Origin of the sequence: Streptococcus danieliae, assembly GCF_013415245.1 — a bacterium.
GTDB classification, from domain to species: Bacteria; Bacillota; Bacilli; order Lactobacillales; family Streptococcaceae; genus Streptococcus; species Streptococcus danieliae_A.
On record NZ_JACBXX010000056.1, the window covers coordinates 1 to 12,098 of the forward strand.

The following is a 12,098-nucleotide window of genomic DNA, read 5'->3' on the forward strand; positions in this document are numbered from 1 at the left end:
TCTATCTGTAATTCCGAGTAATTCTGTGGTATTATAAATAAGTTCCATATGATTCTCCTAATGTTGGTTTGGTCACTATTCATTATAGGTCATATGGGGCTTTTTTTGTACCTCAAAAAGCCCTATAATCCCTATTTTGGGTCGTTACCCACTATAGAAATTATAGAGCCGTTTTATTGAAGAATTTCGACATAGAGTTGGTCGGCTAAGTTTAGGGGCAGGCTGACTTTTTGTTCGGGTAACTGTAGTTCGACGGTTTGGAGAAAATTGTCCTTTTTGATCAGGTGGAAGCTTGTTCCCAAGTGGAAGTTTTGTTCTTCCAGGTAGTCGATAAAATCAGGCTGATCGGGAAAGCGGCGGAGACTATAATCTCGGCCTGTCTCTGCTTGGGAAAGCTGCTGGGTAAAGTCTTCTTGTAAAAGCTCCTGCTGGCGCGGGATGCGTCCACCGTGGGGGCAGTAGTCTGGGAACTGGAGCATGATTTCCAATTGGTTGATAAACTGGTCTGATACGCTATGCTCCAAAACTTCAGCTTCTTGATGGATGTCCTGGCTGGCATAGCCCAGATTTTGGATCAGAAAGACTTCGATCAAGCGGTGTTTGCGGTAGAGGTTGGAAACCTGCACCATGCCCTTGGCTGTGACCAGGTAGCCTTTGACCTTGTCTTTGATAATCCAGTCTTCCTGGATCATTTTTTTGAGCATTTCAGAAGTTGCTGGTTCAGAGACACCCATGAGCTGGGCAATTTCTTTGTTGGTCATTTTTCCAGGTGCCTGGCTTCGCTCATAGATTCGCTTGAGATAGTCTTCCTTGTTGGGGGTCATGCTGGGTCTCCTTTGTTTTGCGTCTAGATGATACTTCTTCACACGTCGTTAGCTTCGACTTGCTTAACTTCAGTTATGCCTGCGTCTCGCTGCCTAGTTTGAATTTAAAATCGTTTGAGTAATGATTTTAGATTGGAAGTAGTAGTAGTATAGCAAAAAAATGGACAGCTGGCCTAGCTCTTATTTCAGTCCTTCGTAGATTTTGTCGAGATTCCACTTCATCATGGTGTAGTATTGGTCTCCGTCTTGTCCTTTTTTGGCCAGGGAATCTGTAAAGATGGTGGAATAGATTTTTAGCTGGCTTTGTTCGGCTACCTGGTTCATGGCTTTGGGGGCGACCGAGGTTTCTAGGAAGAGGTGTTTGACCTTGGACTGGCGGATGGTATCGAGAATGGTTTGCAATTGTTGGGGTGTCCCCTGCGCTTCTGTGTTGATTTCCCAAATATAGGCAGGGGTGACATGGTAGGCCTTGGCAAAGTATTTAAAGGCTCCTTCCGAGGTTACTAGGAGTCGTTGCTCCTCTGGGATGTCCAGAAACTTGGACTGGGCTTCTTGGTGCAGGGCTTGGAGACGGACGATGTAGAGATCTGCATTTTTTTGGTAGAAGCTGGCATTTTGGGGGTCTTTTTCTTGGAGAGCTTTGGTGATGGTTTGGACATACTGGATTCCATTAGCCAGGTCTAACCAGGCGTGGGGGTCGGTTTCTTCTTGGTGGCCAGAGAGGTAGAGTGGGGTGACTCCTTGGCTGGCTGCAATGACATCCTTGCCAAATTGTTTGTGGCTGCTTCGAACCATTTTCGAAAACCAGCCATTACCACCGGTTTCCAGGTTCAAGCCGTTGTAAAAGACCAGGTTTGCGTCGCTGACCTTGGCAATATCTTCTGTGGTTGGTTCATACTCGTGGGGATCTTGGCCACGTGGGACAAGGCTAGAGACCTGGAGGCGATCTTGGCCGACCTGTTGGACCATATCCTCTAGGATAGAATTGGTGGTGACAACGGAGATGGCTTGGGTCTGACTTCTATCAGTAGTGCGCTCTTGATTCCCGGTCCAAGCTCCCAGAAGGAGTCCCATTCCGACTAGAGCTAGTCCGATTTGTTTCAGAACGCTTCTTTTTCCTTTTTTGGAAAAAAGAAATGAAAAGGCAAAATAAAGGGCTGCAGTTAAAACAATGGTTGGCCCAGAGGCCCAGTTAAAGGTATAGCTGAAGTAAAGGCCAATGATCGAGGCGAGGACTGCAACGAAACTGGAGAGGGCCATCATTTTAGGGAGTTGGTCGGTCCAGAGGTAGGCGGTTGCGGCCGGGGTGATGAGCATGGCGACAACCAGGATAATGCCAACGGACTGGAGGGCAGAGACGGTGACCAGGGTTAAGACCAGCATGAGGCTGTAATGGATCAGCTGGGCTGGGAGGCCATAGCTACGGGCAAAGGCCTCATCCAGGGATGTGATCAGCAGTTCCTTGTAAAAGAGGTAGATATAGGTTAGTACTAGAACAAAGATAGTTGCCGTGATTCGTAAATCGAGCTGGCTGACGGCCAGGATATTCCCAAAGAGGATATGGTGGAGATTGGTGGAGCTTTGGGTGAAATGAATGAGTACAAAGCCGAGGGCATAGAGGGAGCTGAAGACCACCCCGATGGTTGTGTCCATTTTTAAGGGGCTCTTGGAGCTGATGTAGCCAATCAAAAGGGCAGCTAGAAAGCCAAACAGTGAGGCTCCGAGGAGTACGTTAAGGCCGAGCATGTAGGCTAAGGCTACCCCTGGCAGGACGGAGTGGGAAATGGCATCCCCCATCAGGGACATGCCCCTTAGGATAATGAAGGAGCCAATCAGTCCGGACATGATGCCAATCAAGATGGCGGTTATCAAGGCATTTTGCAGGAAGGGGTAGGTTTGGAGTGCTTGGATAAAATTTGTAATGGCAGTCATTGAGGGTCCTCCTGAAAATAGATGGTAGCAAAATCTGGATTAAAGGCTTGGGCCAGATTCTCTGCCGTAAAGACTTGCTGGCTGGGTCCTGCTTGGATAATACCCCGATTCATAAGAATGAGTTCATCAAAATAGTCGTGCACCTTGGACAGATCGTGGTGGATAACTAAGATGGTTCGGCCTTCATCTTTCCAGAGTCTTAGAATTTTCATAATCTGGGCTTCGCTTTCAGCATCGATACCGACAAAGGGCTCATCCAGGATAATCAGGTCGGCATCCTGCAAGATGGCGCGTGCGACAAAAGCTCGTTGTAACTGTCCCCCAGATAATTGGCCAATTTGGCGGTCTGCCAAATCTTCAATTTGGACCTGCTGCATGGCCTTTCGACTAGCCGCTTTTTCACGGGCTCCTGGTTTACGAAAGAGCCCCAATTGTCCGTAGCTACCGGTTTCGACCAGGGTTTTAACCTGGATTGGGAAGGTTAAATCCAGATTTTTGCGCTGTTCCACGTAAGCAATGCGGTGTTTGCGCAAGTCCAAGAGTTGATTGTTGAATTGGACCTGCCCATTTTCCCGAGCAACAAGTCCTAGCATAGCTTTAACGAGGCTGGACTTGCCAGCTCCATTGGGGCCGATCATACCTGTAATGCTGCCTGGACTAAGATCCAGTGAGAGGTTTTGAAAAATCGCCTGCCCATCATAGGCAAGACTTAGATTGGTAATTTTTAGGTTCATAAAAACTCCTTTTTTGAAATAAGACACTCGTTTTGTTTCTCTTGTAGGACGGTGCTTTCTAGCTCGTCGTAAAAGTAAACTAAAAACCGATTGTTACGAATCTGCGATGAGGATGAACTAAAATTAAGGTAACTTAATTTTATAATTTTGTCAACTTAATGCATGAGGCTGACTGATAAATACTCTTGGTACAGATGCAAAAAAACCTCCAAGACCAGCGGTTTTGGAGGTAATACAGTTTGAGCCTTGAATGCAGGCGTCTATAGTTTCGATTGGCTAACTCGGTTGATTGGAAATTAGCTGGGTCCTAGTTGGACTTTTGCTCAATCTCTTTTTGAGCAGATAAGCCCTGATTGAGCAAGCTTTGGATAATGGTTTTATCGCGAAGTTTGACCGAATCATTGATACTATTAGCTGATTCAACAATGGTTTGTTCCAACTGTGCCCGTTTACTGCGGCCTTCTTCAATGGCTTGGATGATTTGTTGGTTTTGAACAACCAGGCTCTCGGCTAATTTGGTCACAGCTTGGACGCTCATGGTTGGGTTTTGGGCTGTCCGTTCAAGTGCTGGGATGGCTTCCTTACTGGTTTCTGCTAGCAATTCCAAGGCTGCATTATTGGCATTGGTAATAGCATCTGCGGTCATCCCAGAGCGGACGGATTGCTGGAGAATCCCCAGTTGGGCGATGGAGAGTTTCATGGTTGGGATGGTATTGCGGCGCAGCATCCCGAGTTTTTGCCGCATATCGGTAGAAACCTTGACCAGGTTGCGCATTTGAGGGGTGGTCGCCCAGGCCACGTAGAGGCGGCTGATGTATTCTGTGTGCTGAATTTCCAGCATATTGACAACTTCGGTGATATGGGCTAACTGGTCTGACTTAACTTGATAGTCGATGCTGGCAGGATCCAGGCTAGCTACTTCTTGTTGGAGCTGGACGGCTCGGGCACCGGCTTCTTTTTGGCTGGACTCGATAAAGGCGATGACACCGACTAGATTTTCAATAGAGTTGGTGTTGTCTTCAATCAACATTTCTGCTGATACAATATTGCGGGCCAAGACCTCTTCTTGGGTGACCACAGCTGCCGCCATGCTATCCATTTTCTTTTCGATGTTTTGGGAGTCGAAGTAGAATTCTTGGAGGTTGTTTTTACCTTGGCGGAAGAGTTTTTGGAGGAAGTTGGGTTTCTGCTCTAGGTCCGCTGGTTTGGCATCCTTGTATTTGGCCACAAAGCCATTGAGTTCCCGATTGGTCTGGGTTAGGATCTCGTCTACTTGTGGAATTTCGAGTTTTTTCTGTTCACTGAGGATTTTATTAACTGTGATGTTGACATTTTCGACTGCATCCTGGCCAAAGTCCAAGAGGGAGTTCTTGTTTTCCAAAAATTGATCCACGAGTTGTGGGGTTCGCTCTTGAATTGCGGTTTGTTGCTGGGGTGTTAGTTTGTCAAAAAATTGGAGGCTGGGTGTGTTGGAGTTGCCAGGGTCGTTGGCTAGGATAATTTCGCTGGTTTTGTCCTGCTTGAGAGCCTTGTTGGCAATGTTGTCGATGTCAAAATTGAAGGATTCACTCATTTATTATCTCCTATTTGGTCTTCGGGGCTAAGGATGCGGAGGCTGATTTCAAAGTCCCGCATGTCGGTTTCGTTTAATTGTTTGAGGGTTTCATCCAAGAGTAGGTCAAATTGTTCCATGGCTACTTGGGCTTTTTTGAGGCGTTGCTTGGCCTGGTAGTAGTCCTTGGGATCGTGGTAGATTTTCAGGTAGCCGTTGAGGATCTCTTGGAAATTGTTCATCTGGGATTGGTGGACAGCCATGAGTTCTTGTTGGTTACCGCCAGTGGATTCCTCGATTTTGCGGACAATTTCTTGGTGGTCCCTTTGAATATTGAGGTAGGTTTCCCGGATTTCGTCGGGGATCGGTCCGTCCCATTGGTTATCATCTAGGGGTGGAACCTGGCTTTCCTTGAGGCGGGCTTGTTCTTGGTAGTCCAGTTGTTTGTATTCCTGCAGCTGGTAGAGGACCTGTTGCTGGTAGGTGCCGGCTTGTTTGCGAATGGTATTGTAGCGTTTGAGGCCGAGCTTTTTACGGAGGTCGATGGCCTCTGTTTGGATCTGTTCCAAGCGGGCTAGGGTTGGTTTTGCTAGTTCCTGGTAGGACTGGACATTGCCCTGATTGTGGAAGAAGTCTAGCTGTTTTAAATCGAGGTCGACCTTCTGGATGTCCTGCCGCAGGTATTCTATTCGCATTTTCTTATTGGAAGAAACATGCAGGCGATGGGCAAAAATTGTTAGGAGGCTCGGAAAAACAAGCACAGGGAGTTCTGCGATCAGGGCGGCCCAAAAAATGATGATTAATATTAGGGTGAAATAGCCGGAATTGTAGAAACGGCTGTGAAATAAAGATTGTTTTCTGTTCATATATAACCTCTATCTTCCTATCCATATTCTAGCAAAAAAAGTGGGTTTGTGGGGGAAAAGGATGGAAGATAGGGCGGAAGTCGGAGAGGCTTGCGTAAAAATTGAAAAAATTCCGAAAATTAGATATAATGAGTCGTAAAAACGAATTGAGGCGATGGCCTCTTGGAAAAGAGCAGGAGACAAGATATGACTTCAGTTGTTGTTGTGGGAACCCAGTGGGGAGACGAAGGAAAAGGGAAAATTACGGACTTCCTATCTGCCAATGCGGAAGTGATTGCTCGCTATCAAGGTGGAGATAATGCCGGGCATACCATTGTGATTGATGGGAAAAAATACAAGTTGCATTTGATTCCGTCAGGAATTTTCTTCCCAGAAAAGATCTCTGTCATTGGGAACGGAATGGTTGTCAATCCTAAGTCCTTGGTCAAGGAATTGAAATACTTGGCCGACGAAGGGGTATCAACTGAGAACCTTCGCATCTCAGACCGGGCTCATGTGATTTTGCCTTACCACATCTGCCTGGATCAGTTGCAGGAAGATGCCAAGGGTGAAAATAAAATTGGTACCACAATCAAGGGAATTGGCCCAGCCTATATGGATAAGGCGGCTCGGGTTGGAATCCGAATTGCAGATCTCTTGGACCGTGATATTTTCAAGGAACGCTTGCAAATCAATTTGGCTGAGAAAAACCGGATTTTTGAAAAATTGTATGGTGCTGAGGCCCTTGATTTTGAGGAAATCTTCGAAGAATACTATGCCTACGGTCAAGAGATTAAGAAGTATGTGACGGATACCTCTGTCATCTTGAATGATGCCTTGGATCAAGGTAAACGGGTTCTGTTTGAAGGAGCCCAAGGGGTTATGTTGGACATTGACCAGGGAACTTATCCATTTGTAACGTCCTCCAACCCAGTTGCGGGTGGGGTGACCATCGGATCTGGGGTTGGTCCAAGTAAGATTGACAAGGTCGTTGGTGTCTGCAAGGCCTACACATCACGGGTTGGTGACGGACCTTTCCCAACCGAGCTTTTTGATGAAGTCGGTGAGCGCATTCGTGAGGTTGGTCATGAGTATGGTACAACAACTGGACGTCCACGTCGGGTCGGTTGGTTTGACTCTGTGGTGATGCGCCACTCCCGCCGGGTATCTGGAATTACCAATCTCTCTCTCAATTCCATTGATGTTTTGAGTGGCCTTGACACTGTGAAAATCTGTGTAGCCTATGATCTGGATGGTGAGCGGATTGATTACTACCCAGCTAGCTTGGAGCAATTGAAACGTTGCCGTCCAATCTATGAGGAGATGCCAGGTTGGTCTGAGGACATCACAGGAGTCCGCAGCTTAGAAGAGCTCCCAGCAAATGCGCGTAACTATGTCCGCCGCATTTCGGAATTGGTGGGCGTGCGGATCTCAACCTTCTCAGTCGGTCCAGGTCGTGAGCAAACCAATATTCTAGAAAGTGTTTGGAGCCAATAAGGGGCAGCTCTTTATGGACTATAGTTTTGAAGAAAAAGTAGTCTTTATGCAGGAGGCTTTAAAGGAAGCCGAAAAAGCGCTGGCCCTGGAGGAAATTCCGATTGGTTGTGTCCTGGTTAAGGACGGCCAGATTATCGGCCGGGGGCATAATGCGCGTGAGACCCTGAATCGCGCCATTCTCCATGCAGAAATGATGGCGATTGAAGAAGCCAATGCCCGGATTGGCAACTGGCGTTTGTTGGATACCACGCTCTTTGTGACCATTGAACCCTGTGTCATGTGTAGCGGTGCCATCGGTTTGGCCCGGATCCCCAAGGTCATCTACGGGGCTGCCAATCCTAAATTTGGCGCAGCTGGCAGTCTCTATAACATCTTGGAAGATAGCCGCCTTAACCACCGGGTGGAGGTGGAGGTAGGCATTTTGGAAGCAGAATGTGCGGGAATCATGCGGGACTTTTTCCGCACCCGGCGCCAGAAAGCCAAACAATCAGAGTAATCGAATAGCAGCGGTTGGAGCTTGGCTCCAGCCGCTTTTAAGTGTGCTTTGGTAAGACCTTTACATTGTTTCCTAATAAGTATATACTAAAAATGGAAACGCTTACTATAGGAGGTTATGGTATGACGATTGGAAGAAAGGGGCTGGTGTCCAGCCTCTTAGTAGCAACAAGTGTTCTGGCCATGTCTGCAGAGCAGGTCTGGGCTGAGGAGGTGACGGATGCCCCAGCCCAGCTTGTTAACCAGGAAGAGGCAAGTCCCCAGGTGGAAGCTGAAACCTATCAGGCGGCTGCCAGCTTGCCTGTGGAATCGAGTCAGCTATCGAGTTCGCAGGAGCAGGAGGACAATCAGGTCCGCTTTCATGTGCAGGCTCCAGAAGCGGATGCGGGTCTAGGGCTTTGGACCTGGGGCGATGTCGCCGAGGAATCGGCTAAAAAGGGTCCCTGGCCGGCAGGGGCCAGTGCCTTGAGTGAAGCCAAGCGGGATCATTACGGGGTTTATGTCGATGTGCCCTTGGCGGAGACCAAGCAGGAGCAGGTCCACTTCTTGATTAACAATACCAAAGGGGACAATCTATCGGGTGACCAGACCTTTGAGATTATCGATCCCAAGGCACGGGAGGTTTGGATTGCCAAGGACTATAGTCAGACTCTTTATGAACCGGTGGCGGACAACCTCCTGCGGATTAACTACCAACGAGCGGATCAGAACTATGATCAGAAATCTGTCTGGGTCTGGGGTGATGTTGAGCTGACCCTGTCGGACTGGCCGCGGGGACTGGCTCTGAAACCCGCTGGTCGCTATGGGGCCTATGTTGATATTCCCCTGAAGGCAGGGGCTCAGAAGCTGGGTTTTCTGCTTTTAGATGAGACCAAGGAGGGGGATGCGGTGAAAATCCAGCCCAAGGATTACCTCCTGGAGCAGATTAAGGGAGGCCAGCAGGTCTTTGTGCGCGAGGACGAAGCCCATGTTTATACCAACCCCTATTTTGTCAAAGATATCCGCCTAATCGGGGCCCAGCAGTCAAGTCTTCAAGACCTGACGCTAACTTTCACCAATCTGGATGAAGCAGCTCAGGCAGAGATCCAGCAGCAGCTCCAGGTCTTGGATGAGGCTGACCAGACTGTGTCTATTCAGGAATGGAACTGGCAGCCGGAGCGGCGCCAGTTGGATTTGAAAGGGGACTTTCAAGCAGCAAGTTTACCCTATCGGGTCACTTATGGCGGTGTGACCCTGGACGCCCAAAAGAATTGGCAGTTTAAGGATCGTCTCTTCGCCTACGACGGTCCTCTAGGAGCTCAGGTTCTGGAGGCTGGTCGCAAAGTGGACTTGGCTCTCTGGTCTCCTTCAGCCGATTCCGTCAGCATCTTGATTTACGACAAGGACAATCAGGATCGCTTGGTGGCTGAGCTCGACTTGGATAAGCAGGACAAGGGCGTCTGGCGGCGGACCTTGGTAGCAGATGCTCAGTTAGGCATTGCGGATTATCGGGGTTATTTTTATCAGTATAAAATTTCAAGGGCTGGGACTGAGAGCCTTGTCTTGGATCCCTATGCCAAATCGCTAGCTCTTTGGAACAGTGAGGAAGCGGATAAGGGACCGGCTTATCGTGTAGCCAAGGCGGCCTTCGTCAATCCAGCTGAACATGGGCCTCAAGATTTGACCTATGCGAAGCTAGACAAGTACCGAGGCAAGCAGGATGCCATTATCTATGAAGCCCATGTCCGGGACTTCACCTCGGATCCCCAGCTATCCCTAGACGGCTCCTTCGGTACTTTCAGGGCCTTTATCAAGAAGTTGGATTACTTGCAGGAGCTGGGAGTGACCCATATTCAGCTCCTACCCGTTCTTAGTTATTACTTCGTCAATGAGGCAGAGAACCAGCAGCGGATGTTGGATTATCGCTCCAGTGGGGTCAATTACAATTGGGGTTATGATCCCCAGAGTTATTTTGCCCTAACTGGTATGTACTCAGAGCGGCCTCAAGATCCGGCCGAGCGGATTGCGGAATTGAAAGAGCTGGTCCAAGCAATCCATGACAGGGGGATGGCAGTGATTCTTGATGTGGTCTACAATCACACGGCCAAGACAGCTATTTTTGAAGATCTAGAGCCAAACTATTACCACTTTATGGACCAGGATGGAACGCCGCGAACCAGTTTTGGTGGGGGACGTCTGGGCACAACGCATTATATGAGTCGTCGGATTTTGACGGATTCGATTCGCTATCTGCTATCAGAATTTAAGGTCGATGGTTTCCGCTTTGATATGATGGGAGACCACGATGCAGCCAGCATCGCAGAGGCCTATCGTTTGGCCAAGGAACTCAATCCGCAGGTCCTCTTCTTAGGTGAGGGCTGGCGCACCTACACTGGGGATGCCGATAGTCCCCAGCAGGCGGCGGATCAAGACTGGATGAAGGAGACCGACGGGGTTGCAGTTTTCTCAGATGATATTCGGAATAGCCTCAAGTCTGGTTACCCCAATGAGGGCGCACCGGCCTTTCTAACGACGGGACCCAAAAAGGTGACCCAGATTTTCCAAAACCTCAAGGCCCAGCCTGGAAACTTTGAGGCCGACCAGCCGACCGATGTGATTCAGTACATTGCGGCACATGATAATTTGACTCTGTTTGATGTTATTGCCCAGTCTATCCATAAGGACCCGACAGATGCAGCTAGTGAGCAGGAAATCCACCAACGGCTTCGTCTAGGGAACCTGATGATTTTAACAGCCCAGGGAATCCCCTTCCTCCACTCAGGGCAGGAGTATGGTCGCACCAAGCAGTTCCGTGATCCCGCTTACCGCCAGCCTGTCTCGGAAGACCGGATTCCCAATAAGGCTCACCTGTTGACCAAGGAAGATGGCTCGCCTTTTGACTATCCTTACTTTATTCACGATTCCTATGATTCGAGCGATAGCATCAACCGTTTTGACTGGTCCAAGGTCGAGGACGGGGCAACCCACCCCTTAAATCTTGCTACCAAAGAATACACCAAGGGCTTAATCCAATTGAGAAGGGCACTTGAGGTCTTCCGCATCGGGCAAAAAGAGGCGATCGAGCAGCGCCTGCGCTTGGTGACAATTCCGGGCCAAAATGGGGTGCAGGAGGAGGATCTGGTCTTGGGCTATGAGCTGGAGGCTAAAAATGGCGATCGCTATGTAGTCTTGGTCAATGCTGATCGCCAAGAGCGTTCCTTTGCCTATGCAGCCAGCTCTGCTCCGCTAGTCTTGGTCGACGGACAGCGGGCTGGCCTAGAACCACTGGAACATCCTGTCGGCGTAACCCTCTTGGACACAGAAGTCCGCCTGGCTCCTCTGACCGCGACGGTGCTTTGGATCCGCAAGGAGCGCCCGCTAGAGCCGGTTCCTCCGCAAGTCAATCCGACCGAAAAGCAGGTGGAAGATCTTCCTGCTGACAAACCGGTCAGCCCGACTGTAGTGGTCAGTCAATCCCTACTGGCAGTGAAACCACCCGTGCAAGAGGTGTCCTCAGCTAAGCCTGAACCGGTAGTTGACAGTCCACTTCAGTTAGAACAGGAACCTAAAAGCTTACCAAAAACCGGAAGCCAGGCCAGCCTGTGGGCAGAAATTCTAGGCTTCTTAGGGGTGGGAGCGAGTTTCTGGTTTGAAAAGAAAAAGCGAGATTAAAGAAGGCGAGCTTGAGTTTAGTGATGAGAGCTTGTAACTGAAACAACTGAAGAGCAGAAAAATCCAGAGATTGTCGTCTCTGGATTTTTTGCTAGTCTGAAAGACGGAACAGAAAAATGTCAAAAAGTGTTTTACGGGACAAATGGAGAATTTCAGTTGTCTTGTGATGTGACATTTCTGTTGATGTTTTAAAACCTTGTTAATACAGTATTAGGAGCGATTTTTAGGCAGACTATATTGAACCTGTTGGTCTATTATCTAGGTTTCAATACAGAACAATATAGCTATTTTTTCGTAGTAAAAAGCTATTCATAAAAATGTACAGAAACTAGTTTCCATTTTAATATAAACTATTGTAATACGGAACACGGAGTGCTACAATCATAAATGTAAACGTTTACTTTATGTGGAGGTCTCCCAATGGTAATCCAAAAAGAACTGATACTCATTCAAATTCAAAATCTGAAAAAATCCATTCTCTATGGACAATAGATTTAAGGTCAGACCAATGCAAACTTTGAATCACTTCTTGTAGTTTATCAATCACGTCCTCAAGTGTTTTAAAGGC

Annotated in this window: 8 protein-coding genes and 1 pseudogene; 3 read left to right on the top strand and 6 right to left on the bottom strand. The window is 48.4% G+C overall.

The features are described from left to right. Positions 1-173: 173 nt before the first annotated feature. The 6 genes and pseudogenes from HZY94_RS01500 to HZY94_RS01520 all read right to left on the bottom strand — a co-directional run bounded on the left by HZY94_RS01500 (position 174) and on the right by HZY94_RS01520 (position 5,908). The gene (locus HZY94_RS01500; RefSeq protein ID WP_179924726.1) at positions 174-824 is read right to left on the bottom strand and encodes a metal-dependent transcriptional regulator; all 651 of its coding nucleotides are present in this window, start codon (positions 822-824) and stop codon (positions 174-176) included. Positions 825-1,004: 180 nt separating this feature from the next. Beyond that, positions 1,005-1,928 carry a metal ABC transporter substrate-binding protein gene (locus HZY94_RS10435; protein ID WP_373683173.1) on the bottom strand — a complete coding sequence of 308 codons (924 nt, stop codon included), beginning with the start codon at positions 1,926-1,928 and terminating at the stop codon, positions 1,005-1,007. Positions 1,929-1,964: 36 nt separating this feature from the next. Beyond that, positions 1,965-2,756, bottom strand: a pseudogene (locus HZY94_RS10440) (metal ABC transporter permease); the annotation flags it as partial. Continuing rightward, positions 2,753-3,490, bottom strand: a complete 738-nt coding sequence (locus HZY94_RS01510) for a metal ABC transporter ATP-binding protein (protein ID WP_179924728.1) — start codon at positions 3,488-3,490, stop codon at positions 2,753-2,755. The pseudogene HZY94_RS10440 and the gene HZY94_RS01510, both read right to left, overlap by 4 nt. 307 nt (positions 3,491-3,797) lie before the next feature. Beyond that, the gene (locus HZY94_RS01515; RefSeq protein WP_179924729.1) at positions 3,798-5,063 is read right to left on the bottom strand and encodes a toxic anion resistance protein; all 1,266 of its coding nucleotides are present in this window, start codon (positions 5,061-5,063) and stop codon (positions 3,798-3,800) included. After that, the gene (locus HZY94_RS01520; protein ID WP_179924730.1) at positions 5,060-5,908 is read right to left on the bottom strand and encodes a hypothetical protein; all 849 of its coding nucleotides are present in this window, start codon (positions 5,906-5,908) and stop codon (positions 5,060-5,062) included. The genes HZY94_RS01515 and HZY94_RS01520 overlap by 4 nt, the downstream gene beginning before the upstream one ends. A 186-nt stretch (positions 5,909-6,094) precedes the next feature. Between HZY94_RS01520 and HZY94_RS01525 the strand changes: the two genes are divergently transcribed. From HZY94_RS01525 to HZY94_RS01535, 3 genes are all read left to right on the top strand, one after another. Then, on the top strand, positions 6,095-7,384 hold the full coding sequence (locus HZY94_RS01525) for an adenylosuccinate synthase (protein ID WP_160332878.1): 1,290 nt from the start codon (positions 6,095-6,097) through the stop codon (positions 7,382-7,384). A 13-nt stretch (positions 7,385-7,397) separates the two neighbouring features. After that, complete coding sequence (tadA, locus tag HZY94_RS01530; protein WP_179924731.1) at positions 7,398-7,880, top strand: tRNA adenosine(34) deaminase TadA; 483 nt, start codon at positions 7,398-7,400, stop codon at positions 7,878-7,880. A gap of 122 nt (positions 7,881-8,002) precedes the next feature. After that, entirely contained in the window at positions 8,003-11,530 is a 3,528-nt protein-coding gene (locus HZY94_RS01535) for a pullulanase (RefSeq protein WP_179924732.1), read from the top strand. The last annotated feature ends 568 nt before the right edge of the window (positions 11,531-12,098 follow it).

Coding starts and splice junctions, on each gene's coding strand:
- HZY94_RS01500 (WP_179924726.1), bottom strand. CDS start 824: ATGACCCCCAACAAGGAAGACTATCTCAAGCGAATCTATGAGCGAAGC.
- HZY94_RS01510 (WP_179924728.1), bottom strand. CDS start 3,490: ATGAACCTAAAAATTACCAATCTAAGTCTTGCCTATGATGGGCAGGCG.
- HZY94_RS01515 (WP_179924729.1), bottom strand. CDS start 5,063: ATGAGTGAATCCTTCAATTTTGACATCGACAACATTGCCAACAAGGCT.
- HZY94_RS01520 (WP_179924730.1), bottom strand. CDS start 5,908: ATGAACAGAAAACAATCTTTATTTCACAGCCGTTTCTACAATTCCGGC.
- HZY94_RS01525 (WP_160332878.1), top strand. CDS start 6,095: ATGACTTCAGTTGTTGTTGTGGGAACCCAGTGGGGAGACGAAGGAAAA.
- tadA (WP_179924731.1), top strand. CDS start 7,398: ATGGACTATAGTTTTGAAGAAAAAGTAGTCTTTATGCAGGAGGCTTTA.
- HZY94_RS01535 (WP_179924732.1), top strand. CDS start 8,003: ATGACGATTGGAAGAAAGGGGCTGGTGTCCAGCCTCTTAGTAGCAACA.